Source organism: Candidatus Dependentiae bacterium, from assembly GCA_013821315.1.
Lineage (GTDB): Bacteria > Babelota > Babeliae > Babelales > Babelaceae > JACDHA01.
The window spans coordinates 40199-64707 of sequence record JACDHA010000001.1; the positions used below are offsets into that span (position 1 = coordinate 40199).

General features: G+C 35.6%; 30 protein-coding genes. 16 read left to right on the forward strand and 14 right to left on the reverse strand.

Annotated elements, in window-relative coordinates; all coding sequences use genetic code 11:
* Window positions 1-13 precede the first annotated feature (13 nt).
* On the forward strand, window positions 14-700 hold the full coding sequence (locus H0X48_00195; protein MBA3953726.1) for an ankyrin repeat domain-containing protein: 687 nt from the start codon (window positions 14-16) through the stop codon (window positions 698-700).
* Between the two features lie 43 nt (window positions 701-743).
* Here the strand turns inward: H0X48_00195 and H0X48_00200 are convergent, their stop codons facing one another.
* A complete protein-coding gene (locus H0X48_00200; protein MBA3953727.1) occupies window positions 744-1481 on the reverse strand; it encodes an ABC transporter permease in 738 nt (245 codons plus the stop codon).
* Window positions 1474-2325, reverse strand: a complete 852-nt coding sequence (locus H0X48_00205; protein MBA3953728.1) for an ABC transporter ATP-binding protein — start codon at window positions 2323-2325, stop codon at window positions 1474-1476. The genes H0X48_00200 and H0X48_00205 overlap by 8 nt, the downstream gene beginning before the upstream one ends.
* A 194-nt stretch (window positions 2326-2519) precedes the next feature.
* Here H0X48_00205 and H0X48_00210 point away from each other — a divergent pair, with 194 nt between their 5' ends.
* Both H0X48_00210 and H0X48_00215 read left to right on the forward strand, forming a co-directional pair.
* Window positions 2520-2930 (forward strand): hypothetical protein, encoded by a 411-nt coding sequence (locus H0X48_00210; GenBank protein ID MBA3953729.1) that lies wholly within the window; start codon window positions 2520-2522, stop codon window positions 2928-2930.
* Between the two features lie 10 nt (window positions 2931-2940).
* On the forward strand, window positions 2941-3657 hold the full coding sequence (locus H0X48_00215; protein MBA3953730.1) for a M48 family metalloprotease: 717 nt from the start codon (window positions 2941-2943) through the stop codon (window positions 3655-3657).
* 3 nt (window positions 3658-3660) lie between these two features.
* On the opposite strand, the gene H0X48_00220 is transcribed toward H0X48_00215, so the two are convergent.
* The 3 genes from H0X48_00220 to H0X48_00230 all read right to left on the reverse strand — a co-directional run bounded on the left by H0X48_00220 (window position 3661) and on the right by H0X48_00230 (window position 6330).
* Complete coding sequence (locus tag H0X48_00220; protein ID MBA3953731.1) at window positions 3661-3948, reverse strand: hypothetical protein; 288 nt, start codon at window positions 3946-3948, stop codon at window positions 3661-3663.
* A gap of 166 nt (window positions 3949-4114) precedes the next feature.
* Entirely contained in the window at window positions 4115-5971 is a 1857-nt protein-coding gene (locus tag H0X48_00225; protein ID MBA3953732.1) for a vanadium-dependent haloperoxidase, read from the reverse strand.
* Between the two features lie 143 nt (window positions 5972-6114).
* Window positions 6115-6330, reverse strand: a complete 216-nt coding sequence (locus H0X48_00230; protein MBA3953733.1) for a hypothetical protein — start codon at window positions 6328-6330, stop codon at window positions 6115-6117.
* Between the two features lie 78 nt (window positions 6331-6408).
* Between H0X48_00230 and H0X48_00235 the strand changes: the two genes are divergently transcribed.
* A complete protein-coding gene (locus tag H0X48_00235) occupies window positions 6409-6615 on the forward strand; it encodes a hypothetical protein (protein MBA3953734.1) in 207 nt (68 codons plus the stop codon).
* A gap of 3 nt (window positions 6616-6618) precedes the next feature.
* Here H0X48_00235 and H0X48_00240 read toward each other — a convergent pair whose 3' ends face one another.
* Window positions 6619-7620: a hypothetical protein gene (locus H0X48_00240; GenBank protein MBA3953735.1), complete on the reverse strand. Its 1002-nt coding sequence runs from the start codon at window positions 7618-7620 to the stop codon at window positions 6619-6621.
* A gap of 57 nt (window positions 7621-7677) precedes the next feature.
* On the reverse strand, window positions 7678-9960 hold the full coding sequence (locus H0X48_00245; GenBank protein ID MBA3953736.1) for a protein phosphatase 2C domain-containing protein: 2283 nt from the start codon (window positions 9958-9960) through the stop codon (window positions 7678-7680).
* A 176-nt stretch (window positions 9961-10136) separates the two neighbouring features.
* Between H0X48_00245 and H0X48_00250 the strand changes: the two genes are divergently transcribed.
* Window positions 10137-10685 (forward strand): ankyrin repeat domain-containing protein, encoded by a 549-nt coding sequence (locus H0X48_00250; GenBank protein MBA3953737.1) that lies wholly within the window; start codon window positions 10137-10139, stop codon window positions 10683-10685.
* Between the two features lie 87 nt (window positions 10686-10772).
* Here H0X48_00250 and H0X48_00255 read toward each other — a convergent pair whose 3' ends face one another.
* Window positions 10773-11408, reverse strand: a complete 636-nt coding sequence (locus H0X48_00255; GenBank protein MBA3953738.1) for a leucine-rich repeat domain-containing protein — start codon at window positions 11406-11408, stop codon at window positions 10773-10775.
* A gap of 197 nt (window positions 11409-11605) precedes the next feature.
* Between H0X48_00255 and H0X48_00260 the strand changes: the two genes are divergently transcribed.
* Window positions 11606-12478 (forward strand): ankyrin repeat domain-containing protein, encoded by an 873-nt coding sequence (locus H0X48_00260; GenBank protein ID MBA3953739.1) that lies wholly within the window; start codon window positions 11606-11608, stop codon window positions 12476-12478.
* A gap of 19 nt (window positions 12479-12497) precedes the next feature.
* Here the strand turns inward: H0X48_00260 and H0X48_00265 are convergent, their stop codons facing one another.
* Window positions 12498-13244, reverse strand: coding sequence for a hypothetical protein (locus tag H0X48_00265; GenBank protein MBA3953740.1), 747 nt, complete (start codon window positions 13242-13244; stop codon window positions 12498-12500).
* 226 nt (window positions 13245-13470) lie between these two features.
* Between H0X48_00265 and H0X48_00270 the strand changes: the two genes are divergently transcribed.
* The 3 genes from H0X48_00270 (at window position 13471) to H0X48_00280 (ending at window position 14933) form a co-directional block, all read left to right on the forward strand.
* Entirely contained in the window at window positions 13471-13677 is a 207-nt protein-coding gene (locus tag H0X48_00270; protein MBA3953741.1) for a hypothetical protein, read from the forward strand.
* Between the two features lie 138 nt (window positions 13678-13815).
* Complete coding sequence (locus tag H0X48_00275) at window positions 13816-14013, forward strand: hypothetical protein (GenBank protein MBA3953742.1); 198 nt, start codon at window positions 13816-13818, stop codon at window positions 14011-14013.
* Entirely contained in the window at window positions 14010-14933 is a 924-nt protein-coding gene (locus H0X48_00280) for an NADP-dependent phosphogluconate dehydrogenase (GenBank protein MBA3953743.1), read from the forward strand. The genes H0X48_00275 and H0X48_00280 overlap by 4 nt, the downstream gene beginning before the upstream one ends.
* Window positions 14934-14944: 11 nt before the next feature.
* On the opposite strand, the gene H0X48_00285 is transcribed toward H0X48_00280, so the two are convergent.
* Window positions 14945-15634, reverse strand: coding sequence for a TVP38/TMEM64 family protein (locus H0X48_00285; protein MBA3953744.1), 690 nt, complete (start codon window positions 15632-15634; stop codon window positions 14945-14947).
* 166 nt (window positions 15635-15800) lie between these two features.
* On the opposite strand from H0X48_00285, the gene H0X48_00290 reads away from it, so the two are divergent.
* Window positions 15801-16337: a DUF308 domain-containing protein gene (locus tag H0X48_00290; GenBank protein MBA3953745.1), complete on the forward strand. Its 537-nt coding sequence runs from the start codon at window positions 15801-15803 to the stop codon at window positions 16335-16337.
* A 135-nt stretch (window positions 16338-16472) separates the two neighbouring features.
* On the opposite strand, the gene H0X48_00295 is transcribed toward H0X48_00290, so the two are convergent.
* A complete protein-coding gene (locus tag H0X48_00295) occupies window positions 16473-16934 on the reverse strand; it encodes an ankyrin repeat domain-containing protein (protein ID MBA3953746.1) in 462 nt (153 codons plus the stop codon).
* 179 nt (window positions 16935-17113) lie between these two features.
* Between H0X48_00295 and H0X48_00300 the strand changes: the two genes are divergently transcribed.
* Window positions 17114-17572, forward strand: a complete 459-nt coding sequence (locus tag H0X48_00300; GenBank protein ID MBA3953747.1) for a hypothetical protein — start codon at window positions 17114-17116, stop codon at window positions 17570-17572.
* Window positions 17573-17621: 49 nt separating this feature from the next.
* Here the strand turns inward: H0X48_00300 and H0X48_00305 are convergent, their stop codons facing one another.
* Entirely contained in the window at window positions 17622-17879 is a 258-nt protein-coding gene (locus H0X48_00305; protein MBA3953748.1) for a hypothetical protein, read from the reverse strand.
* A 326-nt stretch (window positions 17880-18205) separates the two neighbouring features.
* On the opposite strand from H0X48_00305, the gene H0X48_00310 reads away from it, so the two are divergent.
* From H0X48_00310 to H0X48_00320, 3 genes are all read left to right on the forward strand, one after another.
* The gene (locus H0X48_00310) at window positions 18206-18535 is read left to right on the forward strand and encodes a transposase (GenBank protein MBA3953749.1); all 330 of its coding nucleotides are present in this window, start codon (window positions 18206-18208) and stop codon (window positions 18533-18535) included.
* Between the two features lie 150 nt (window positions 18536-18685).
* Complete coding sequence (locus H0X48_00315; GenBank protein ID MBA3953750.1) at window positions 18686-18913, forward strand: hypothetical protein; 228 nt, start codon at window positions 18686-18688, stop codon at window positions 18911-18913.
* Window positions 18914-19258: 345 nt separating this feature from the next.
* Complete coding sequence (locus tag H0X48_00320) at window positions 19259-20098, forward strand: ankyrin repeat domain-containing protein (protein MBA3953751.1); 840 nt, start codon at window positions 19259-19261, stop codon at window positions 20096-20098.
* A gap of 298 nt (window positions 20099-20396) precedes the next feature.
* On the opposite strand, the gene H0X48_00325 is transcribed toward H0X48_00320, so the two are convergent.
* Both H0X48_00325 and H0X48_00330 read right to left on the reverse strand, forming a co-directional pair.
* Window positions 20397-21368, reverse strand: coding sequence for an ankyrin repeat domain-containing protein (locus tag H0X48_00325; GenBank protein ID MBA3953752.1), 972 nt, complete (start codon window positions 21366-21368; stop codon window positions 20397-20399).
* A gap of 9 nt (window positions 21369-21377) precedes the next feature.
* Window positions 21378-22667, reverse strand: coding sequence for an FAD-binding oxidoreductase (locus H0X48_00330; protein MBA3953753.1), 1290 nt, complete (start codon window positions 22665-22667; stop codon window positions 21378-21380).
* A 186-nt stretch (window positions 22668-22853) separates the two neighbouring features.
* On the opposite strand from H0X48_00330, the gene H0X48_00335 reads away from it, so the two are divergent.
* Both H0X48_00335 and H0X48_00340 read left to right on the forward strand, forming a co-directional pair.
* A complete protein-coding gene (locus H0X48_00335) occupies window positions 22854-23645 on the forward strand; it encodes a class I SAM-dependent methyltransferase (protein MBA3953754.1) in 792 nt (263 codons plus the stop codon).
* Window positions 23646-23742: 97 nt separating this feature from the next.
* A complete protein-coding gene (locus H0X48_00340; protein MBA3953755.1) occupies window positions 23743-24504 on the forward strand; it encodes an NUDIX hydrolase in 762 nt (253 codons plus the stop codon).
* Window positions 24505-24509 lie beyond the last annotated feature (5 nt).

A 24509-nucleotide genomic window follows, 5' to 3' on the forward strand; every position in this document is an offset into this window, starting at 1 on the left:
GTTAATGTTTTTGGTGAAAAGTTTTTTGTTTATTTTTGGATTAGTAACTATGAGCCCGCTGTGCTGCATGGACTGGGGTGCAATGGCTGATAGCTTGCTTATACATGCTGCTATAAATAATTCTCTAGAGCTAGCTCAAATAGCATTAAAAGATCATGCTTATCTTAATGCTCAAGATACTCTAGGTTGTACTTCTGTCTATCATGCCGCACTGTATGGGCACAGCGAAATGCTTGAATTTTTGCTTCAACATGGTGCTGATCCTAATATTAAAGATGCGTTTGGTAATTATCCTATTGGCAAAGCTGTAGAGGGTAATCATCTAGAAGCAGTTAATTTACTTATTGAGTATGATGCTTATTTGTATGTAAAAAACGCACAAGGGTTAACTCCTTTAGACCTTGCTACACTAAGTGATTCTACGGATGTACTTATGCTATTGATATCTACCGGATTAGATTTAACGAGTATTGATACTACTCCTACAAGTGCTATTGAGCACTATCAGAAAAAAAACAGAGAAGTTGCTTGTGCTATTATTAAGTTGTATAGTCAAGCGCTTAATGCCTACGGACAGGCGTCTAATAGTAATTCTCAGAGAGCACAGTTTGCTCTAAATGCTTTGCGTAGTATAGTGCCTAGTATAGCTACTAGGCTGCTTTCTCTTTTACAGCATAGATTAAAAAAATCGAGTAATTAACTGAGTAAGCACTTTTGATAGTATTTACTCAGTTAAAGTGTAACTATTCAGTTTGTTTAAAAGTAAATGAAGCAAGTACTAAAAAAGCTATTACAAACAAGCCTAAAGCTCCTAAGTTTTTAATCATATCCCAGTTGTCAGCAGTTCCTGCTATAAGCTTTAAAATAATATTATTGGCGTAGTAAAGCGGTAAACCATGTGCTGTCCACTGAGCCCATACTGGTAGTTTAGCTACGTCTACTAGTAAGCCTGAAGCGAAAATTGAGGGTAATGCTACTAGAGGTATAAAAGGAAAAATTTGTGCTTCAGTACGCGCAAAAGTTGATATAAAAATACCAAACATAATAGATACCAAAGAAAGAAGCCATATTACTCCAAAAAGAGCCAGCACTGTCTGCCATGAGTAATGTAAATTAAAAAGGTATATAGTTTCACCTAAAGCTACAATAGTTACCAGCAGTGCTAAAAAGCTGTAGCCTAAGGTGTAGCCACTCATAATATTAGTACGTGTAACGCCGTTTATAAACATACGTTCAAGAGTGCCTTGTGTCCTTTCTTGTGCAAGAACAATAGCGCATAATAAAAACGATAAAAAATAGACAACAAAAGCAGTTATAGGAAGGGCATAGCGATCTACGGGTATTGTCGCTGGCAAGGTATCCATAAATGTTTTAAGAAAGTAAATTACTATAAAAGGTGCTAGTAAGGTTGATATAAAAAACTTTTTATCCCTTTTAAGCTGACTGAGTACGCGGGAAGCTATAATAAAAGCATTATTCATGGTGTTTTCCTAAAAGATCAAGAATAATTGTTTCAAGTGAATCTGCATGTATAGAAAGTGCCTTTATAGTACTAGGAAGGCCCACAGGATGAAGAGCCTCAGCTAGATCTTCTGGGCGCCCTTTAACTGTTTTTTCTATTGTTTCACCGCTTTCTAATGTAACAGAAAGATGTATATGGCCACGCTGTAAAATAGCTTTTGGAGTATCGACAGCAAGTAAGGTGCCTTGGCTAATAATAGCTAATTGATCACATAATAGAGCTTCATCCATAAGGTGAGTACTTACAAAAAGAGTTATACCTTGCTGTGATAATCGCCGAAAAAGCTGCCACGTTTTAACTTTTAAATGGGGATCAACTGCTGCTGTCGGTTCATCTAAAAAGAGAATAGTTGGTCTATGCAGAAGAGCACAAGCAAGTGATACTCTTTTTTTCATGCCGCCAGAAAAAGTATAAATTTGATCGTTAGCTCGAGCACTAAGTTCGGTGAAAGCCAAGATTTCGTCTATTTTATGTTCTAAGTTGTCGGTATTTTGAAGTTTGCCAAAAAAACGTACATTTTCTCGTGCTGAAAGATCTTCATATAACGCTGGTGCTTGAGGCATGTAGCCTATTTTGGTGCGTACTATTTTTCTTTGTTTAAGGGGATCATGGCCAAGTACTTCTACGTAACCACTAGTAGGTTTTAGTGATCCTACAAGTGATTTAATAAGCGTGGTTTTGCCAGCGCCATTAGGCCCTAATAAACCAAATATCGTCCCTTGAGGTATAGTTAAGCTAATATTTTTAAGAGCTTCACGTGTACCATACGTTTTAGAAAGTTTTTCTATTTTTATAGCATTCATTGATTTCCTCGCTCTACTGTATAGAAATAGCCTGTCACACACAATAAGTGTAGCTCTACACTTAAAACAATTTTGTTATTAGCCTACTTTGTTTGTAATTTTTTTGTAAGTAGAAGTTAAATTACTTGTTTAGCCTGTACAACTATTTTATACTATAAAGAGATACTATTTTTATATCACTTAAAGGAGAAAATATGTTATATCGTACAGCTTTATTTTCAATTGTAATGACAGCTTCTAACTTACTTGCAGTTTGTGGCTGTAATCAACAAACACCCCTTAAAACTGCATTAAATCAAGCGCAACCACTTGTAGCAGCTTATATACAGCAAGCTAGTGTTCAAGAGAGACAAAATCTTGCTCGTTATCTCACTTATTACCGTTCTGAGGGTGGTTATCAAGCCGTAACGCCAGCACCTAAAGAAGTGCGTGAAGCATTAACTCCAGCATCAGCTACTTTATTTAACAAAATTAAAGAACTAGCAGCACCATTTGTGGCTCCAAGCACAACGAGGCCGGGCGCAAGTAAGTTATCTGCTGCAGGTAATACTTATTATCAAGAACTTATTAAAATGGTACAAGCTTCTTTAGTTACTACAGCATAACGTATTGTGTATGTTTATACAAAAAAGTACAGCTGTCTTTTATGGTACATTTTTGTTAATAAACTTCTGTGTAACTATCACCTATGGTCAAAAACAAGCGTTAGGCAGCAGCGCTTGTTTTCAAAAACGCGTCAATGAGCTTATAGCTTTTTATACGTGGCCTACTGCTCAATTACCTGCTATTGCTGTACGTATGCTTTCGCCCTTAGAATCGAAAATACGCTCAGTAGAAGCAGCAACTATTATTTTGCCTTTATACGATGAGCAGCCTATTTTGCTAGTAAACCACGAAGAAATGGCTACCTATACTGCTACGGTAAAAGATTTTGTTTTAGCTCATGAAATTGCACATTATCATCAATTGTGTACTAACTATACACCTGTCATATGGATAAAAAAATATAATCTTATGTGTAAAGCAAAAACTACTTTACACTCTAGCGCTATGCAACGTTTACCTGTGTATGAGTTGCCGCATAGGTGGTTAAGTATTTCTGTCCTTAAGCTTTACTTAACTAGATGTGTAGAGTTAGATGCTGACAAAAGGGCTGTGTGCGCTCTTAAGACTTGCATTGGAGGTAATCGCTTTTTTGATCATTGGATCACTCACCAACCAGTTAAAACAAGCTCTCGTATACTCGCAGTACTTCAAACTTGTTTTACTACGCATCCTACGGATTATGAGCGTAAAAGAAGTCTTGCAATGATAGAAAAACTCAAGATATAAATGCTAATCTTGGCGATAGGTAGTGATTACCTCGAGCACTTGCGATGACATATCAGCTTCGCCCCAATGACGTGATTCTTTATATTTTTCTTGAGCGTACTGCAGTGCAGTAACACCAGCCATGCTACGTGCTTGCAAATCGGCTCCTTGCTTGAGAGCTTGCTCTGCTGCTAGTGCATTGCGGCGTGTAATAGCGCCAAAAAGAAGTTGTGTTTGTTCTGATAAGTCCATGCCTGCTATATTACTTATGCCTAAACTTAGTAGACTAAGAAAACTAAAAGTATACTTCATTGTACTTCCCATTTAAAAAATCCATTCTCAATTTTAAGTAAACTATAGTAGAGATAGCTTTGTGTTGCAAGGCTTTACCTTGAGCATTGTGTGTTTAATACAAGAAAAACTATAAGTATTATAAGACGTAAGTATACGTGCGTATGCCTACGTCTTATAATACTTATTAACTAAGAACTGTTATGCCCGTTGCTGTAACTTTTATACGAGTGCCATTGCGTTTAGTAAGGCTAAAGCCAGCAAATGTCTGTTCGTTGTAGCTACAAGCATGATCTTGTAAAAAGGCTAACGCAACCTGCTCGCCTAATTCAATACCAGCCGCATCAGACCGGTAATGGACACCAGCGAAATTGCGAGCAAGAGCTATATTTGAGGCAAGTTTATCAAGCTCAGATGCTACAGTCATCAAGTCTTCTCCCTCATTTCGTAGTGGTAGCAGTTGAGTAACGTCTTGAGGATCTACTTTTACTGGAGTGATTTTGCTTTTTAAAGGTAAAGTATCTTCAAAAAGAGCTTTAATTACTGTTACACAAGCACCAGCTATAACAGCATGGCCTGCAGGGCAGCTTGGATGAGTAGGTGAGCCCTCGGGGTATACTTGACCCAGTAAGTAGGTAGAAGCTTGTGTAGGTGTAAGTAGCTGCTCAGGATCTACGGCTTTTGTAGATTGAAGTTCATTACGCTCACGAATAAGTTCTAGAAGATCGACTCCTGCATGGGAAGTAAACAAAAGAGCATTTAAATTAAATTGATTATGACCAGTGGCTTTAGCTGTATGGACTAGCCCTGCAAATGCTTCAGGCCTTAAAGTACGCAATACACGCCACTTTTGAGCCCAAGAAGCTTTTAGTGCTTCAAGCGCTACAGCCCCAACTAGGCTGTACGCATCAGCCATACCCATAGACACAAAGGGTGCTTCATTGGTTATTGATGTATTGCCATAAGGAAGGCTAGATGAAAAGGGGAACCCATAACCAAGCAAAATAGTAAGAGCATTATAATATATTTGGTAAGGGGTGTCATAATGGCTATAATTAGCCAAATCACGTCCTGTAACTATATAACGCTTTGTAGTTTGATCAAAGTCTTGAGCAGTATACTTTTTAGGTATTTTGCCATTTTGTAGATCAACAAAATCATGAAATGAAACACCAAATTCTCTTTTGCTTGCAATAGATCTAAGTTGATTTTGTTCTTGGGTGACTAAACTACCTGTAGTGTTTATTCCAATTCCTCCAGGATAGATTGTTGGTATAGAAAGTAATAAAAATTGAGATAGGTAGTTGCCAATTAGATCTCCTTGAGAATTACCTCTAAAAAGCACACTAATATCAATAAAACCTTGTTTGTTACGTTGCCCAGTATATGCTGAGCCTAAATCTTCTAAAATTGCTGCGGCAAGGAGCGTTAATGAGCCACCCTTTTCGTTAGTATCTGTTTTTGTAGCTAAACCGTAGTCGTTAAAATTAACATCACGACATAAGGCTAACAAGTAATTTTCGATCATTAAAGCGGCAGCTTCAGGTGTTGAGAGTTCTGGAAATACACTATTTTTAAAAAGAGAAGAATCTAAGCCTTGGAAGCTAAACATAAAAGCACCTTGAGGATTAGCCAGCTTGAGCGTAGCGCCAGGTGCACGTACAATAGCGTTAAAGTCATCTTGTTTACCACTATGTAGGCTTTTAAGGAGTTGTTTATAGCTTGCTATGCCGGCTGGAGTTAATAGTCCGCTAGTATAATCATGTTCCAGTGTTTTAGTGAAATTAGCTGCAAAGAAGGGAGTAGATTTTTCATCGTGGGTATCAATGCTAGTGGTTTGGTGTAAGGTATTATACCGCGCTCTGTCTAGTCTTTTTTTAAAAGCAATTACTCGTTCGCTAGAGCCACTAAATCGTGATAATTTACATCCTGAAGTTGAGTATTTGTTTTGTAATGCTTGAGTTGTTAAAGAGCTATAGGATGCTAAGCTTATATCTGTTATAACACATGCAAGCAAGCTTAGTAAGTAAGTTAATTTTTTCATAGTTGCCTCATAAGGATAGTGCTTGATTACTTTTACAACACTACTCTATAGACATTCACGCTCATAAACAAGTATATCTATATGAGACACTTAATCTTTATAATTTATTTTATAGTGGGATAATATTAGTTTAACCGTTCAATTCACTTACTTTTTGAAATAGTAGATGTTTCTATATCTTCCTCGTAGTGACTATCAGATGGATCAACAAGTCTAGGTGCTTTGCCAGGAATTCTTTTATGTAATGACCTAGTAGGTATATGATTCATGCTAACATCAGCCATAGTAGGCTGAGATATAACAAGTGATTGTATAGTTAAAAGGCAAAGGGCCAACACCAGTTTTAATTGTAGGTTCATAAAACATCCTTTAAATTTTAATTAAATAATAGTATTTATTTTTAAGTATAAAACAACTTATAAGGTAAAAACAAGGGATTGCTACAAATTGATAGTACTGCGTATCTTATGATAGCTTTTGTAACGACTACGTGGCAAGGTGAACCTTATAACAAAGAAGAGTATAAACATGCCATGGGAAATTGGTTTGCTTTAGAACAGTTACCTAAGAATTTGACACCTTACGCGCACGAAGTAATTAGTGCGTATCGACAGGGAGTACCCTACAATCAGTATGGCTGGTAAAGCTTAAGTGAGTTTGCAATAAGCTAATAATATTTTAAATAAAGAAGTATCTTTGTATACTACTCTATCTTTAAAAAACTGATAAGAAAAGTTTTGAAGGTCCTCTTGTTGTAGAGGTAGTAGATCATCTTTATCGCCAAATATATGCTTAACAGAGTATCCTAGTTTGTACAAGCAAGATAAGAGTTCATTTGTATGAAGGCTTCCTGTAGCAATAATAATTTTTTGTGTATCTTTATTGGCTATAATTGAATATAACAGAGCGAGTTCAAAAAGAGGTGCGGAGATTTTATAGATGCGTTGTGCTAAAGTTGCACATATCTTTGCTGCTGTTTGAGGATAAGTAGTATATAAATGATCAATGCTTGATTGCACCGTGTCATTTACAGCTAGTAGTAAGCCTTCGAGTTGTGCTTGAAGCAGGGCTACAGCCTTTTGGCTTTCATGTAATTTTTCTGAAACTAACTTTTGAGCAAGAACATTGTCAAGTTTGTTATAGAGGGTACTTAAAAGTGTAGTATAATGCATATATTCTTGATAAACATCGTGATACGTAAGAGTAGTTACATTACATGAAATACCTCCCAGTGTATACTCGTCAGAAATAAGCATACTTGTTGGACTAGAGCGTCGTAATAGGTAATAGGCAGCCATGGAATAACAACGTATTTCTCCGTCTTGTATACTAAGAGAAGAATCTGAAATTACATCAATACCTAGATCTGCAAGTACTCGTGGAGAAGGATCAAGTATTTTTACTAAAGGAGTAGGTCTTTCGATAACTATTTTACAACTTAAAGCTTTACTCTTTGCTTGATTACAAAGATCCTTAAAAAAATTTACTTGCTCTTGCTCAGCTTTAATAGACTTAATCGTATTATGTCTGTCGCCTAGAAGGTAGACCTCTTGCTGCAAGTTTAATGGTACTTGATAGATTTTAACCAAAGTAGCTTGTGTAGCATAAGATAATATAATTAAAAAAAATATAAAGAAACAATGATTCATAAGAAAATACAAGTGTAAAAATAAGCACTCGTATAATTACGAGTGCTTAAAGTAATTCTATTTTTTAAGTAGTATAACAAGTGCACTTAAGTTGTCGCCACTGCCATCTTTATAGGCTTCTTGAACAAGTTGTTGTGCAGCTTCAGTAGCAGCTTTAGGGTTTCCTTGATATTTTTTTAGAGCATTACGCACAATAGTAACAGCACGTTGACGATCAATGTTTTTTTCAAAAATACCATCACAGGCAAGTAATAAAAATTCGTCATTAGGTTGTAAAGCAGTATGCACTAATTCTGGTGTAGAAATAAGGCCTGCCGCACGTAAGGCAAAATCTCCAATAGAGCGAGTCATAGAAAGACAACTACCCTGCATGCTATTTTCAGTATTAATTCTTAAGGGTGCTTTGCTTTTGTGCCAGAATCTTTCTGGCAGAAGGCGAGGTTGCCTGTGGTGATTTAAACCTATTTTTATAATATGGCCACCAGCAGCTTTAATACGAGTAGCTTCATCAGGTCGCTCTGGTTTATGATCATCTGATAAAGCAATAGCTTCACCTTCACGGCACAAAACTGCTCGAGAATCTCCTATATTTGCTACAAACAGGTCATTGTTTTTAATAAGCGCTACAATAGCTGTAGTACCCATTTTTTGTGCTATATCTTTAAGCTTAGAATTTTCTAAGCTTGCCGTAGTCTTTTCAAGTGCTTCTTGAAGTGTCTGTTGAGGATTGTCAGAGTTCTGTAAAGTTGACTTTAAATTAACTGGTAAATGATCAGCAACATACTCAGCTACTGTATGACCTCCGTGGCCATCAAAAATAGCAAATAAGCTTGTATCATGCGTAAAAGAGGGTGCTAGTATATGAGCATCTTCCATGGTTGGTCGTCGCCCTATATTTTCACTAAATCCATACTCTAAACGATCAGGTTGCTGGTCAACCTGTGGTTGTGTAGTTGAATAAGAGCTCTTTAGAGTAGTGCTAGAATTTGAATCAGATAGCATTACAACAGATACAGGTTGAACTTGACGCGCTGGTGTCATCTGTGATGTAGTAAACAACACTACAACAGCAGTACAATTATCAACGCTTCCTCTTCGAGTAGCTTCATCAACTAATACTTGAGCGGCCTGATGTGTAGCTAATGGATCTTGAGCATTGTCATTTAAAGCACCTTTAACAATATCAACAGCATCTTGACGACTTAGTCCACTACCCTCAAAAACACCTTGACTTGCTAATATCAAAAACTGGACATTGGTATTTAAAGAAATCGATAAAATCTCGGGAGTCGAAATAATGCCTTCTGCGCGAAGATTATGGGCACCAAGAGCTCTTGTTGTAGTTAAAATGCTCTCTTGGTTATTGTTTTTGCTAGCATTAATCCGAGCTGTCTCATCAGGTCTTGTTATACTTTGATCAATTGAAATAGCACGAGCTTGCCCATTAAGGCAAAGTATAGCGCGTGAAGTTCCTACGTTAGCTACATAGAGCTGGTCTCTGTTAATAAAAGCAACCAAGGCCTCTGTGCCAGATACTTGAGCCAATTCTTTAAGCGGAGCTGAGCTAGCTAAATCAGTATCAACTTTTTCTATGCTCTCTTGAAGTGCTTGTTTTGTATGAGAAGATAGTAGTGGATGCTGACTAAGATTAGTTGATAGCTGCCTAACACAATAATGAGCTATCTCGTTACCAGAAAAACCATTAAAAACACCAAACAAAGCCATTTGAGGGTTATTTGCAAAGGGCATAACAACCGTATGGGCATTGTTCATAGAAGGGTTTGACCCTTGCGCTATACTTATACCATACGAAATAGGCAAAGTGCTTACTGACCAATTTGGTTTTCTAGGATCATCTATGTTTACTAAATTAAGATTTTTTGTAACTAGTGTAGGTACACTTATACCTGTATCTTCAGAATCTTCCAGTTGTAAAGGTCGAATAGTAAAAGTATTAACATAAGGAGCTGTGTCAATTATAACTGCTATATCTTTATTTGGATCTGCTTGAGCTAGTTGCTGTGCATCTTGTATATTTACTTTAGTTATTAAACCTGTGTAATAACGTAGACTTGAAGCAAGTCCAATTTTTTCAAGACTTGTGCCTTCGATAGTTACATCTTTAATAAAGAAAATATCACCAAGATTAGTTTTTTGATAGTTATTAGAATTTGTTCCAGCTGGGTTTAATAACAAAACGGTTGGCTTCTTATGAGTATGAGTATAATAAACTGTAACTTTAGCTTGCCAATTGCTAGCGTTTGTTATTAATAAATCTGATGCGTTAACTAAAGGGACCAGATTAAAGGCTAAGAGGCCTAACAATAATAATTTTTTCATAGAGTATCTTTCGCAGAGGTATATTAAAATATACTATTTGTTATTATACTATATAATTATAGTTGCAATTCGGAAATTGTCAACTGGGGTGGTTTTAAAACTTTTACTAGTTATTTTTTTTCAAAAGGTTAGATACTTAAGGTAGTGTAAAACAGATTACAATACAAGGATACCAAATGATGAAGTATATTTTTATAGTAGGTATGGCAATTGTACCTCCTACTAGTTTGTCTATGAGTTATGATCAACAGCTTTTATATGCTGCTAAGCAGAATAAAAGAAAAGTAGCTGAAGTATCCCTTAAGTATGCTACAGGTAATAGCTGTAATAACTGTAGTGATACGTCACTTCATTACGCTGCATCTCATAAGCAAAGTGATATTACCTGTCTATTGCTTGCTGCAGGAGCTAATCCTAATGTTTGCAATAGTATTAAGTTGACTCCTCTTCATGAGGCAGTTATAGGTGGCAATAATCAGACTGTAAAGTTATTATTAAACGCTGGTGCAAACCCAAATGCTCAAGACCATAATGGAAATACGCCATTGCATTACGCAGTTAATCAGGGATTTACTAAAATTATAGAACTATTACTTCAGTTTGATGCTCATGTATTACTTAAAAATAACGAATTAAAAACAGTATTTGATCGAGTACGTGAACTTAAAAAACCAGAATTAATAAAGCTTATAGAAAACTATCAATTAGAATTTGAAATCCTGTAACTCAAACATGTTGTTTTAGTGTTTGAGATAATAAAAAGAGGCCAGTTAAAACTGTCCTCTTTTTCTATTGTTAACTTAGTTGTAGATTTAGTAGTAATTGTTTAGTTGATTGCCTGTAAGATCAAGCGTATGCATTCGTTTTAATCTATCAAATATACCCAAAGGCACAGTAGTTAAGTCATTAAATGATAAGTCTAGAGCATTTAATTTGCTGTTTTTATCAAATATGCAAGCCGATAGGTGCCGTAAACGATTATTTGATAGTCTTAATACGCGTAGTTGATCATTTTTATAAAATATATCTGTTGGTAGCGTGTCTACTCTATTATAAGAAAGGTCAAGCATTCTTAAACTTTTAAGACAATCAAATGTCCAAGGGCTTACTGCTTGTAACTTATTATGAGAAAGGTCAATTACTTTTAAACTGGTAAGCCTATCAAAAAGACCTAACGGTAAATCCGCTATATTGTTGTGGCTTATATAGAGCTCCTCCAGATGAGTAAATGCATCGAAAGAAAAAGAAGACAAGCTTTCTATATTGTTATGAGAAAGATCAAGAATTCGGACTGTATGAGGATGATGTATATGATGAAGTTCGTAAAGGCTTGTTAAGTTTTTATATGAGAGGTTTATAATTTCATCGACATATGAGTGAGCCGTAAGCGCTAGAGGAGTGCTTGCTATTAAAAGCAAAGTAAAAAATTTAGAGTTAAAATAGATCATAAACTATCCTGTGGTTAAGAATTGTACTAGTATACACGTTTCTCATCACCCATTAGTATAGAGTAGATAATTGTTAAATCAAAAGGCCTGTGAAAGATGCTTGTTCTGTTTTTCTTTGACGCAAGGATGCTCTAGCGTATACTAATTAAGACAGTTAAAACAGCAGATTAACAAGTATTTTGGGATTAAGTGCGAACATGTGTATAAAAGAAATAGTAATTACTTCTCTGTTATTGGTAGCCATTTGTAGTAATGTAGCTAACGCTATGACAGAACATAGTAATAAAGTTAATAAAAGAAAAAGACAAGAGCGCTATGAGCAACGTCAAGCAAAGCACCAAGAGCGTGAACAGCAAAGGTATAGTACTAATGAGCTTATTAAAGCTATTAGCGAAAAAAATGTAACAAAAGCACAAGAGTATCTTGATCAAAAAGCCAATCCTAATGCTAGTAAATATATTGACGATAAAGAAGAGCTATTGCTTCATGTGGCTTTGCGTTCTAATCAGCCTGATATGGTATTGCTTTTACTTAAGTATAAAGCCCTTACTCAGTTGCGCTGCCATTGTGATTTTACTGCACTTCATTCAGCTGCTCAAGAAGGCAAAGTGAATTTAGTTAAACTTATACTTAACTATGGAGGTTTAGTAGATGCAAAAGCAGAAAATAAAATACCTGTTATGGTCTCAGGCAAGTCTCCAGCAACGGACTTTTTAACCACTTATGCTGTACTAGAAAAAAACGTAGAGCTTAGCCCAACGCGAGAACTGCTCTGTCAGGCACTTGAGAATGGCTATGTTAAGTTAGCAGCTCGTTTGCTAAGAGCTGGTATTATACCAACTCTTGCAGGCTTACAATTAGTTAAAGATTTCTATTTTAAAAGCCAAATAGCTGGTGATTGTGTCGATAGCGATGCTTATAAAACTCTAGGCCGTATGCTTAAAGTCCATTTAGGTATGTTTGAACCTGTCTCTGGTGTAGCAAGAACAGGTATTAGCCAAGGTCTTAATGCTCAAGGAATACCTGTAGATATTCAACACATTATTGCTCAATTTTTGCATGATGTTTAATACCTGTCTCGTATGCTTACTATACAATACTTTTATTAGAAGCCATTCTAGGTTCATAATAAAAAGTTGTATTTTGCGGGATGTTTAGCGATGCTAAAGTTGCCTTGGCATCTGTTTTAGGAATAGTTTCATGCTGAGAATTACGTCGATAAGTTAAGTTTATTTCTTCCTCAGATTTATTAAGAACTTGGGCTGCAGCTTGATATATCTCGCTTACGGTTGGATTATTAGTTTCTAAAACAATGTGATAAGCATTTCCTATCCTATTATCTATAGTGTAAAAATTCATGTTTTGCATAACCCATTGATATGCTTCAGGAATATTAAGTTGCTCAATTGCTTTTTTTATAACAGGAAAGAAAGTTCTAGTATAATACCTTTTTCCATGAGTATTTTTGACAAAGTTTTTAACGTAAGGCACAAGTAGTTTTTTAAGATTTATAGGGTTATTAATAACAGTAGTGACTGCGGGGTTTAATAAAGTAACTGTTTTCAGTATTTTCCCTACTTGCTCAGGTGTATTGTTAGAAGGTATCACTTGTAAAACAAGGGAGAATAATGATTGAGGATCTTTAATCATGCTAGTAAATTCTTTGTTTACTAAAGCAAAATTTTTTAAGTTTTGTACTGCCTCTTGAGGTGTATTTGCCGAGAGCAGTTGAGAAACTATAAGTGGTTTTAAGTCTTTTGGTAAGTTAGTTAAACTATTTTTTTCCATCGCTTGCACTGTTGATCCAAGCATAAGTATTATAAGCTGTTTTTTCATAACGTCCTTTTTTGGCAATGGCTAAGTAATTACTTTAAAAATAATTATTTTTTTTATTTACACAGTAATATTAATAAGATATCATAATTAAATTTCAAATGTAAATAAAATTATATTCGAGTTAAAGGTTCTGTTTTTTCTTTAAAGTGCTTCTTCTTGACAATTAAAGTTCCAGAGAAGTAGGTTTATAAAGTAAAAGATACACACCCCATCAGGAGGCATTATAATGGCATTCAGCGTTAAATCTAAAAAAAGTGGTAAAACATACTATTTACACACTCAAGAGGTTGAATTAAGAAGTGGGCGCAAACAAAGAATTTATTTCTTTGCTGGTGATAAACGTGAAGGCGTTCTTCTTGAACTTCCAGAAGGTTACGAAGTAACTGAAAATGCTCGCACAGGGCTTCCTATGTTACGTAAAAAACAGAAGTAATAGTTACTGCTGTTAACGAAAAGGCGTTTATATAAACGCCTTTTCTTTCTTTAAAACGGTACAACTCTTGTGTTGAGAAGCTTAATTTTGTTATTTTTATAACTAATATATAAGTTGTAAAATAATAAAGGAGCTGCTATGTCTGACAGAGAAAAAAATAAATTTTATGAAAAACCAGAGCACAAGCCTCAAGTAAAGCATTGGGTTGAATCACAGAGTGATACAACACCTTCTGGAGGTGTAACTCAGGCACAAGCAGGTGCAACGGGTATTTTAAAATCTATAGACTCTAAAAAAATAGAGCCTAGATTAAAAAATCAGGCAGATAAGAAATGAAAGTAGGCGTTATTGGCCTAGGGCATATGGGTGGCCCCATCGCGCATAAATTTTATCGTGAAAACAAAGACCTCGTTGTTTTTGATAGCAATCCTGCGGTAAGACAACTATTTAGTAATGCCGGATTAAGAGTAGCACATACTATAGAAGAGCTTAGCGACGACGTTGAGGTTATTTGGGTTATGGTGCCTGATCAGGTTGTAGACAGTGTTCTTGATCATTTGTGTGCATGCATAAATCCTCATACGGTTATTATCGATGGAGGTAATAGCCATTTTAGGGACACTGTAAGAAGAGCTGCTGCCATGAATGCAAAAGGGTTAGCTTACCTTGATTGTGGTACTTCGGGAGGATTATGGGGTGCTGAGCATGGCTTTAGTATGACTATTGGTGGTGATCAAAAGGTATTTGATCGTGTTAAAGAAGTGTTTAAAACTCTTGCAGCGTCTCCAAGCTCTTATGCCTTAGTGGGATCTTCAGGTGCAGGTCATTATGTTAAAATGGTTCATAATGGTATTGAGTACGCTTTGCTGGAGTCATATGCTGAAGGATTTTTCTTACTTCATAACAACAAACACTACAACCATTTTGATCTGGCTGCGATTAGCGCTGTTTGGAATGATGGTGCAATTATTCGCTCCTGGTTACTCTCGCTCTTTCATGATGTTCTTATGCATGATCAAAATCTCTCATTAATTAATGGTGCTATAGGTGAAAATGGTACTGGCCGCTGGATGGTTGAAGAGGCAGCAAATGCGGATATTTCACTTAAACTTATAGAACATGCTTTAGCTATTCGCCAACAATCACGTGACTTTGGGGGTGATTACCGTACTAAACTAGTAGCTATGGTGCGTCATGTTATGGGAGGTCATCCTATTTCTCAAGAAGCATGCTCTGTTTGCCAAGAAGTAAAATAGGTATTTTCAGCTTAGAGTCCCTTAGGGTCATTTTTGTGGCTAAAAATTACTGGCACTAAAGCAAGAGCACCCAGAAGCGTAAACGCGCCTAGTAGTGGAAGAGAAATAATATCCTTAAGTGACTCTATAGTGCCAAGTTGTTGTCCTGCAAAGCAGTAAGCAAAGCTGCCCGGAATAATACCTACACCTGTTGTAAGTATAAAAGTTTTTAATGTAATAGGTAATGCGCCTGCAAGTATATTAATCAAAAAAAATGGAATAAATCCCATAAGTCTGAGCGCAAGCAAATAATAGGCCCCTTTTGAGGCTACATTTCTCTTGAGAGTTGCTAGTTTTGCTCCATAGTTATTTTTAATCCAAGAGCCCAAAAAATAGCGTGAAATCAAAAATGATCCTGTTGCTCCAGTTGTTGCTGCGATAACAGTAAAAAGCGTGCCTGGTAGTACACCAAATAAAAAACCACCAGCAAGAGAAAACAAGACTGCTCCTGGTAACGATGCAGTAGTAAAAAGGGCATAGCTTGCTATGTATATAAAAACAGCGCGTATATAATGTTGATGGACAAATATACTCAGAGCATCTTTGTGATATTTTAAATTTTCTAGACTAAATAATCCTGAATGACTAATGAAATAGCCTAGTAACACAAGACACATTAAAAAAAACATTCCCAGTACCCATTTTTTAGGCGCATATTTCATGATAATCCTTAGGTAAATAAAATATCTACCTTACACTATAATTAAATTTTACCTAGTTAAGAAAGTAAAATGTTGTAATTAAAAGTATTTGTGCGCTAAAATAAACGTACAACAAGTATTGTATGTTATGTAAGAACAATAAAATTATAGTTTTAAGGAGAATCGTATGCAATATGCAGTGCAATCTATACATCGTAACTGGTTTATATATTTTATTCTAGGATTATTATTTACGTTTATAGGTTTTTTAGGACTTATATTTGTTGGCACTTCCACTTTAGCATCGGTTATTTATTTAGGAGCAATACTTGTTAGTATAGGAGCTCTGGAGGCGATTAGATCTTTTAAGCTAGGTTTTTCGGGTAACGCCTTTGTGCATTTGATTATGAGTTTGCTCTATGGCGCAGTTGGCATTTTTATGATATTAAAACCTGAGGTAAATGCTTTAACTTTAACTTTGGTGTTAGGTATTGGTCTTACGGTTGTTGGAGTTGCACGTACTTTTTTTGCTGCTACACACTCTTTGCCTAACCGTAACTGGTTGTTGTTTCAAGGCTTGGTGACAATAGCTTTAGGACTTATTATTTGGCTTCAATGGCCAGTGTCAGGAACTTGGGCTCTTGGCACCATAATTTCAACAGATATTATCTTAAATGGCTTTGTGTGGATGAAGGTAGCATTGCAAGCGCGTTATGCCCGCTAGTTGTTAACTGAAAATATAAATTTATACTATGCTTGAAATAGGTCTATTATTTTGATGCTAATTTAACAATTGGTAATTAAAAAGGGGAGCCTCTAGAAATAGAGATTCCCTTTTTATAATTTAAAAGCCAGATTGCTAAAGGTATAGTTCTTGCGCTTGTTGAGGTTTTAAAGAAATTGTAAGCTTGGGTTTACTAAATACCTGTTTTAAGCCTTTAAGTAAGAGAGAACGTCTTAGTATGTTAATCAACTCTTTATTGTTTTTTTCTTTAGCTAAAGCAAGCGGCGTTTGGCCTGCATTATTGTTAATAGCGGCTTCAGCGCCCTGTGCAAGTAGTAGCCGTACAGCATGATAATTTTCGCTTTCAACTGCTGTATGAAGCAATGTTGAGCCTTCTGTATTTTTGTAGTTAATAAGAGTAAGTTTGGATAAAAAAAGATTTATAGTATTGTGCCTTTGTTTTACAATAGCCTCAGAAACTATATTCCAGTATATAAGTTCTGCAGTACTAGAAATTGTCTTTGTTGTTTGATACATAGATTGTGTAGGAAAAACAAAAAAAACACCTACAAGTAGAGCGCAGATAGTTTTAGACATACAAATTCTCTTTCATTGCCTTGTTTTTACCATTTTAGCATTGTGTATACTAACAATAATTTTAAAATAAAACTACTATGACATTTATTTATTATTGACTATTTTAAATATATTTTGATATTCTAAGACTAGGGTGGCATATTATTTTGCTAAAAATAAAATTAAAAAAAGGAGTTTTTATGAATACCAAGCTTATAGCATTATTTGGTTGCGTGATGCTAGCGCCAACGTTGTTTGGTTATTGTGTTTATTTTAAAGAGGGATCTACAGGTAAAATAGGTGTTGCTATTTATAAACAGGATCAAACGAAAGCTCTAACTGCAGTACCTATCGACTACGCGCGGTTAGGTACTGCATCTGCTGAGCATAGAGATATGTCTCCAGGCAGTAAAGCTTGTTGGAATTGGAAAGAAATAAACAAAAAGCTATTTTCAAATAAGGGCAATCAAAATACGCCGCTATTTTTTGCTGTTTTTAATGCCACTATAACAAAAGGTGCTCCTCTGAATGTAGAAATTTTAGCGACAGGTAGTTTGCCTTTAGGCGGTGGTTTATTTATTGATAAAAAAGATGGTAAAGTTATTTGGCAAGCGTATACTTTTGACAATAAATTATTTGCAAGTAACACAAAAGCATAAATTTCAAAGAGTTGCTTATATAACTAAGCAACTCTTTAAGAGAAAAATATTAGCAGTTGCAAGGATTGCAGTTACAAGGAGAGCACTGGCAATTATTAGGACTTAAAACTGTTTTTACCGTTTTTACTACAGTTGTTACTAGTGCCCCTTGGGAACACTGACAAGGGTTAGCGCTACAAAGTGGCGCGCAAGTGCAGGCATTTGCATAACCCATTCCAGGTCTTCTTAATTGGTTATTGAAAAGTGGAAATGTTACGTTAGTGTAGGCTGTAAGAGCAAGTAGTGTGTATACTAAGCGAAAATTCATAGAGGTTCCTTTAGAGGTAAGTAGTAACAAAAAAGCGATTGAACTACTCTAGTATAGCTGCTATAAACCTAAAATTCACGTTTTACCTGATTTATGAGTCTTGACGTTCTCGCATAGTTAATGCTGGTGAGATTCTGAATTCAACCGGAGATAGCCATATTAAAAGGAAGACTAAAGGATCAAGTAACCAAAGCAAAGCACGACTGTCAGTAGCTAAAGCTCATGAAAGAGCAGCTGCTGCACGTAACCATTTTCAACATACATGGACAAAGCGATTGGTAGACGAAAACTAAGCTATCATCGTAGAAGATCTCCATGTTAAAGGTATGCTCAAAAATAGAAAGCTTTCTAAAGCTATTAGTGATGCTTCATGGTACTCATTTATAACTAAGCTTGAATATAAGCTCTCTTGGCAAGGAAAATGCTTTAAGAAAGTTGATCGCTTTTATGCTTCAACTAAAACATGTAATGCTTGTGGCACTCTACAAGAGACGCCATTAAATAAAAGAATATACAGTTGCAGTTGTGGTTGGAAAGCATCAAGAGATACTAATGCTGCGTTAAATATTAAAAAGCAAGGCATAGAAAAGTTAAAGGCGGCTGGATATACCCCAGATCATAACGACATGATTTGGTACCCGTGGAGGCCTGTGTAAGACTTCATCTGAAGCTACGGCCTATGAAGCGAGAAGCCTTCTCCTTTAGGTCGAGGAGATATCACCCAGAACAGAAATATATGTCACAACAAAGTTAAGTGTGTAGTCTTTAATGTTATCCCGCCTACCACTCGATGTGGACTAGATAGCATGCCTCTACATGGAACCGCTCAAGACCGAGTTACCCTAACTAAACTACTTAATAGTATATTAAAACGTGAATGTACTAAAAATAATATAGCTATGCTTGATGTATATAACTTTTATGCTTTACCTGATGGAACGCTTAATCCACGTTTAAGTGATAGTTGCATGCATATTAATATGCTTTGTAATTACCACATAAGACAGGCATTAGTAAGAATAGCAAGATCTTGACTAGGTCTCCAGTTACTATAATTGATAGACCTTTGGATAAGTATCTTTAAGTTTGTTAGGTATTATAGTTTTAGACTTATGGCAAATTTTTATACTCACTATAACACTTGTTTTACTAAAACTCTGTAATCAAGGCTGCTTTGACTTTATGTCAATCAAAAACAGCATGCTATCTTACGACAATCCTGTAGATTATTGAATGAAATAATTTTTAAGTGTGGCATTTAATTGTAGTAAAACAAATTGAATTAGTAAACCATATATCAAGTTAAATTATTGTATATTATTAATAAATGATATATACTGGTATAAATACTATAATTATCATAAATAGAAAGGTTGCATATGCAAAACAAAATAAAGATCATGATGTTATCATTAATAAGTATAGTTCCTCAGTTAAACATGATAGCCATGAATGAGTCTCGTTCGAATGCTGATCGTAATAAATACCGCAATGAAATAGCTCTTAGGGTTGCAGCTTATAAGGGTGATAGAAAGAAAGTATTAGAGTTATTAAATGCTGGAGTTGATGTTAATGCAACTAATCCATCTAATCCACAAGGTAATACAGCGCTTGAGTATGCTGTGGAAAAGGGACATACAGATATCGTAAAAGACTTAACTGCTGCTCAAACTCGTGGTGCTAAGATCATTAATGCCTCAGATAAAACAGGGCAAGATCTTTCTCCTATGATGAATAGCGATCTACAGTTTCTTAAGGAAAATGTTATTAAGGAGACTGCTGGTGACAGTGTTTATCCGTATAGAGAAAATCCTACAAAGGAACTTATAAGACAGCTTTTTGATGGTTGGAGTCCATCAATAGAATACATCAAAGATTTAATAGCTAATGGAGCGAATGTTAATGCTCGTGATCGCAATAATTATACCGTGCTTCACCAGGCTGTCACGCGAAATCGTTTAGATATTGTAAAAGAGTTAATAGCTGCCGGAGCTGATATTAATAGCTATAGTGGCGACAGGACAGCACTTATGCACGCCGCTGCTGTTGGTCATGAAGAGATCGTAAAGGCATTGATAGCAGCTAGGGCTGATGTTAATGCTACTGCTCGTGGTGGTTACAATCAGGGTTTGAGAGCGAGTGATTTTGCCCAGAGTAATACATATCGCAAAATTGCAGACTCATTAAGAGCTGCTGAATCTCGTTCTAGACCTTATTAATGCTCATGTCTATAATAATTTTAATGAAGGAGGATATTAGTGTCCTTTCTACCATTTTGTTGAACGTTAAAGTTTAGAAAAGGCAAGAGAAATTTGTCTTAATTCTGTATACTAAAAAACAAGGGCCGTGCTAAGTAGGGCCCTTGTTTTTAGTAAAAGTTATTTGTAAGTTATCAATAGTGTTTTCTGAAGACCCATCTCTCAATTTGATTGTAGTACATACGTTCATATATCTATTTATTATCCTTTGTAATTATCAAATAAGACAGGCGCTAATAAAAAATCTAGAAAAAGTTGGCTAAGTAAAGACATAGTTTGAAATAGCTTGGGCTATATCGAGCGGCACGGTAATAGTTTTTAATTGATCTTGAGCATTAATTACTATAAGTGGCTGTAAGGCAAGTAGCCGAGCTAAAGCAGTGCATGCTGCTTGATGATTTTGTGCTCGATAATCTAAAAGAAGGCTAACAATATGATTTTTAATAGAAGCAGTATTTAAAGGCCATGTTTTTTGGATAAAATCTGAACTTTCTTCTAATTTAGAAAAATAATACTCATGTAGCTCTTTGTTTTTTTTTTCCATATCAAATGCAGGAGCGTTAGCTGCTGTTTGATAAGCACATTCACCCTTTTGGTTTTTAATGCAGGGGTTAACTTTGTATTTGAGTAAACAGTTAATTAAATGAATATTAAGCTGTTCAGCAGCATGGTGGAGGGGTGTATTGCCTGAGTAGTTTTGACTATCTGGGGAAACACCATGCTGCACTAAAAGCTCTGCTATTTTCTCAATTGATTTGCTGTAGTTGCCGGGGTTATGTTTTTGTGTTAACCAATGGAAGCTGAACTCTTTTGTAGTTTGCACTAGCGAGGGTAAAGCCGTAAGAAAAAGTTCAATTACTTGGCTATTAGCTGTTTCTAAAGCATCTTTAAAAATACTAGTAAGTGATGAATAGAGAATGCTTTGTTGATCAGTATGTAATGCTGTATGAGTAAGCAAAAGTTTTAACATAGTATATTCTTTGTTAAGATAAGCCCAAGTAAGGGGAGTATGCATGCCCTGAAGAGTAAGTTGTGCGCCTTTACTTAATGCTTTTTGTACTTTGATTGTATCGTTAGTGTGTAATGCCTTCCAAAGTTGGTTACTATAATACTGTGTAGCTTTATTATTAAGGTATGTCTTAACCAAATTCATGCTTATACTAGCTAATGAGTAGCCTACTAACACTATAAAAATAACAAAGTAATAAGCTTTGGTAGAACCTTCATACATAATGAGACTTTATTTTAAATATTTATTTATAAAATTGCCTAAAGCAAACGATGCTTTTGTGCCTATGATATGCTGTACTCTATGATTTACACCAAAGCTTCGTGAGCTTGAAAAATACGCATCCATATCACTTTTGTTAGAGAGTATTTTTTCAGCACTATAGTTACCTAAAGCAGTTGCCCAGGAGAGCCCTGTTGCGCCACTTATATAATAAATATGTGAATACTGACTATCTGGTTCAGCTAACGGTAATAAATCTTTAGTTATACCAATAAGCCCGGGCCACATATACTCAAACTCAAGCTGCATATGAGGAAATACCTTGCTTATATAACGAGTAAGCTTATTATATATATGGGTTGCATGATGATTAGGATTTTTTGCATACGTTGATAGAATGCTTCCTCCTCCTAACAGTAGGCGATTAGTATGCGCAACTCTAAAATAGTTAAATACTAACTCTGTATCAGTAATCATAAGATTTTTTTCAGGAAACAGACTTTCTATTTGTCTATCAGAAAGTGGTTTTGAAACCATTAAAAAGGTTTGAGCATGATAGACGTCAAGCTCAAATTTATGAAGGTCCGGTAAAAAACGGTCAACAGCAACTATAATATGCTGTGCTTTTACCTGAGCATGAGGTGTAGTAATAGTGTGATCGTCTATACGTAAAGCGGGGGTGTTTTCATAAATTTGCACTCCTAAATTGATTAAAACATCTTTAAAACCTTGGCAATATAAATAGGCTATAATGCCAAACGTTGAGCTATCACGTACAGCATTTGTGTAATATGAGCTATTTATTATGCTAGACAGCTGTGGCTTTGTATACAAGCGACTTGGATAGTTAAGTTTAAGTCGTGCTTCATGTTCACGCGCCACCTCTTTAGCACTATGCTTACTTGTCGAAATAAAGAGCGTATCTTGTTTTTGATAATCACACTCAATACCGTATTTTTGTATATATTGTTCTAGTAAATTGCATCCAGATAAAGAAAAGTTCCATAACTTTTGAGCGCCCTCTATGCCCCAACGGCTAGTAAAGTTGTCTGCTTCTAATTCTGAATCAGGGCTAACAAAACCTGAACTTTTGCCACTTGCGCCAGCACCACAAAAATCTTTTTCAAGTAAGGCAACTGAAAGGCCTTTTGCGCGAAAACTATGAGCAGCTGCAAGTCCCGCAGCACCACCACCTATAACAGCGACATCAATTTGTATGTCGTTAGTAAGCTCTTTTTTAGAAGGATTTTTGAGAGTATACCAATATACTTTATCTTTAGGTAATATAGTTTTGCCCATAATATCTCTTTTATATACAAGTTCAGTATAATGCCTTAGCTAATGTGAGATTAATTAAAATTAGACCTCAAAGTAAAGAGATATGTGCTTAAATAAGTGAACTTAACTAAAAAATTGGTATACTAAAACTTAAGCTGATTTTAAAAATTATCAACAAAAAATTATTAACAATCGTAGGACGATACTATGAATAAAAAAGAATTAATGTCATCTAAGCCCCGTTTTTCTAACTATGGTATTGATGCACCGCTTGTTATAGTAGGTTTTGCCCTAAGTGGGATAGCTCTTTTAGCTTTCGCTTTAGGACTTTATTATACTACGTGCAATTCTTGGATGCACTGTAGCATTTCTTTGTTAGTGCTATTGGCTTCTCTCTATTGTTTAGGTGTAGCTGCTTATATGATATTTAGTAGTCTTTTTGGTAAATATATTCAAAGCCATAAAATGCTTGATAAAATTACTTGGCGAGGTAATGAGCGAGTACTTGATGTTGGTTGTGGGCGCGGTTTGTTACTTATAGGTGCAGCGCATCGTCTTACTACAGGAAAAGCAGTAGGTATTGATACCTGGCGCTATAGAGATCTTTCAGGCAATACTAAAAAAGCTGTTCTTGCTAACGCACAAAAAGAAGGTGTAGAACATAAGGTTTCTGTTTTTGATGCTGACGCTACAGCTTTGCCTTTTGAAAGTGGTAGCTTTGATGTTGTTTTGTCTAGTTTTGTTTTGCATGCTATATCTAACCGCAAAAGCAGAGAAAAAGCTTTACAAGAGATGGCTCGAGTTCTTAAACCCCATGGTACTATTGTTATTCAAGATTTTCAGTTTACTGATCAGTATGTAGCTGCTTATGAGAAGTTAGGTTTTAGTGTACAGCGTTCAAAAGTACAGTGGTTTGTATTTCCACCAGCACGTATAATAACTGTACATAATCAACCAGCCCTTACCCATGAGTCAGTAAACTATACTTTAGTTTCATAGCTCTATTACTTTAAGAAATTCTTGCACTACTAGTGTATTTTAAAATATAATTATAATTGATAATAAAAAATATTTTAAAAAAAATAAAGGAATTTTCATGAAGCAAAAAAGATTAATAGTTTACCTGATTGTAGGTTTTGCAACTTTACTCAACGCAGTATTTACTTTTGCTGCTCTAGCACCAGCACTAGCTTTGTCCAAGGTTCAGTATGGTGGTGCATCAGTTCTTCCTTATACACGCTGGAAGCCAAAAAACCAAGGTGGCAAAGCGTACCTTCTACTTTTACGAGAAGCATCGGGTACGGATAAAGGCACCTATGATGCTTTGGGTGGTAGAAGAGATCCAAAGGAAGAACCAAAGGACACTGCTTCAAGAGAATTATCTGAGGAAGCAATGGGACTCCTAGGTAATCCAGGGACGTTATTAACCTATATAGATAGTCTTGGAAAAAATACTCGCAATGTGGTAGTTAATGATAATAAGCATACGGTAATCTACATTACGAAATTCTCTCCTCAAAGTTTAGGAAACCTTGTAAGTAATTTTTATAGTAAACGTCAGCAGTTATTAACTAATCCTCAAGCTAATCGTAAATTTCTCGAAAAAGATTCCATTGCTTGGGTGAGTTGGCAAAACTTAGAGCAAGCTATAGGACAAGCTCCGCGTAATGCTAACGGACAACTTATCACTCCAATTAAAGTATGGGCAAACGTAGTAGATGCTGCTGGAAAAAAGAATGCAGCACAAATTGATTTGCGACCAGTCTTTGTAAGTAGCTTGCAATCATTTTTTAAAAATGCACAGCCCCCTATTTTAAGACAGGGACATAATCCTAAAGTGAAATTTTATACTTACTAAATTGG

Excerpts from the sequence above, each read along its gene's own strand:
- H0X48_00200 (MBA3953727.1), bottom strand. The coding sequence starts at position 1,481 with ATGAATAATGCTTTTATTATAGCTTCCCGCGTACTCAGTCAGCTTAAA.
- H0X48_00205 (MBA3953728.1), bottom strand. The coding sequence starts at position 2,325 with ATGAATGCTATAAAAATAGAAAAACTTTCTAAAACGTATGGTACACGT.
- H0X48_00210 (MBA3953729.1), top strand. The coding sequence starts at position 2,520 with ATGTTATATCGTACAGCTTTATTTTCAATTGTAATGACAGCTTCTAAC.
- H0X48_00215 (MBA3953730.1), top strand. The coding sequence starts at position 2,941 with ATGTTTATACAAAAAAGTACAGCTGTCTTTTATGGTACATTTTTGTTA.
- H0X48_00220 (MBA3953731.1), bottom strand. The coding sequence starts at position 3,948 with ATGAAGTATACTTTTAGTTTTCTTAGTCTACTAAGTTTAGGCATAAGT.
- H0X48_00225 (MBA3953732.1), bottom strand. The coding sequence starts at position 5,971 with ATGAAAAAATTAACTTACTTACTAAGCTTGCTTGCATGTGTTATAACA.
- H0X48_00230 (MBA3953733.1), bottom strand. The coding sequence starts at position 6,330 with ATGAACCTACAATTAAAACTGGTGTTGGCCCTTTGCCTTTTAACTATA.
- H0X48_00240 (MBA3953735.1), bottom strand. The coding sequence starts at position 7,620 with ATGAATCATTGTTTCTTTATATTTTTTTTAATTATATTATCTTATGCT.
- H0X48_00245 (MBA3953736.1), bottom strand. The coding sequence starts at position 9,960 with ATGAAAAAATTATTATTGTTAGGCCTCTTAGCCTTTAATCTGGTCCCT.
- H0X48_00250 (MBA3953737.1), top strand. The coding sequence starts at position 10,137 with ATGATGAAGTATATTTTTATAGTAGGTATGGCAATTGTACCTCCTACT.
- H0X48_00255 (MBA3953738.1), bottom strand. The coding sequence starts at position 11,408 with ATGATCTATTTTAACTCTAAATTTTTTACTTTGCTTTTAATAGCAAGC.
- H0X48_00260 (MBA3953739.1), top strand. The coding sequence starts at position 11,606 with ATGTGTATAAAAGAAATAGTAATTACTTCTCTGTTATTGGTAGCCATT.
- H0X48_00265 (MBA3953740.1), bottom strand. The coding sequence starts at position 13,244 with ATGAAAAAACAGCTTATAATACTTATGCTTGGATCAACAGTGCAAGCG.
- H0X48_00270 (MBA3953741.1), top strand. The coding sequence starts at position 13,471 with ATGGCATTCAGCGTTAAATCTAAAAAAAGTGGTAAAACATACTATTTA.
- H0X48_00275 (MBA3953742.1), top strand. The coding sequence starts at position 13,816 with ATGTCTGACAGAGAAAAAAATAAATTTTATGAAAAACCAGAGCACAAG.
- H0X48_00280 (MBA3953743.1), top strand. The coding sequence starts at position 14,010 with ATGAAAGTAGGCGTTATTGGCCTAGGGCATATGGGTGGCCCCATCGCG.
- H0X48_00285 (MBA3953744.1), bottom strand. The coding sequence starts at position 15,634 with ATGAAATATGCGCCTAAAAAATGGGTACTGGGAATGTTTTTTTTAATG.
- H0X48_00290 (MBA3953745.1), top strand. The coding sequence starts at position 15,801 with ATGCAATATGCAGTGCAATCTATACATCGTAACTGGTTTATATATTTT.
- H0X48_00295 (MBA3953746.1), bottom strand. The coding sequence starts at position 16,934 with ATGTCTAAAACTATCTGCGCTCTACTTGTAGGTGTTTTTTTTGTTTTT.
- H0X48_00300 (MBA3953747.1), top strand. The coding sequence starts at position 17,114 with ATGAATACCAAGCTTATAGCATTATTTGGTTGCGTGATGCTAGCGCCA.
- H0X48_00305 (MBA3953748.1), bottom strand. The coding sequence starts at position 17,879 with ATGAATTTTCGCTTAGTATACACACTACTTGCTCTTACAGCCTACACT.
- H0X48_00310 (MBA3953749.1), top strand. The coding sequence starts at position 18,206 with ATGCTCAAAAATAGAAAGCTTTCTAAAGCTATTAGTGATGCTTCATGG.
- H0X48_00315 (MBA3953750.1), top strand. The coding sequence starts at position 18,686 with ATGCCTCTACATGGAACCGCTCAAGACCGAGTTACCCTAACTAAACTA.
- H0X48_00320 (MBA3953751.1), top strand. The coding sequence starts at position 19,259 with ATGCAAAACAAAATAAAGATCATGATGTTATCATTAATAAGTATAGTT.
- H0X48_00325 (MBA3953752.1), bottom strand. The coding sequence starts at position 21,368 with ATGTATGAAGGTTCTACCAAAGCTTATTACTTTGTTATTTTTATAGTG.
- H0X48_00330 (MBA3953753.1), bottom strand. The coding sequence starts at position 22,667 with ATGGGCAAAACTATATTACCTAAAGATAAAGTATATTGGTATACTCTC.
- H0X48_00335 (MBA3953754.1), top strand. The coding sequence starts at position 22,854 with ATGAATAAAAAAGAATTAATGTCATCTAAGCCCCGTTTTTCTAACTAT.
- H0X48_00340 (MBA3953755.1), top strand. The coding sequence starts at position 23,743 with ATGAAGCAAAAAAGATTAATAGTTTACCTGATTGTAGGTTTTGCAACT.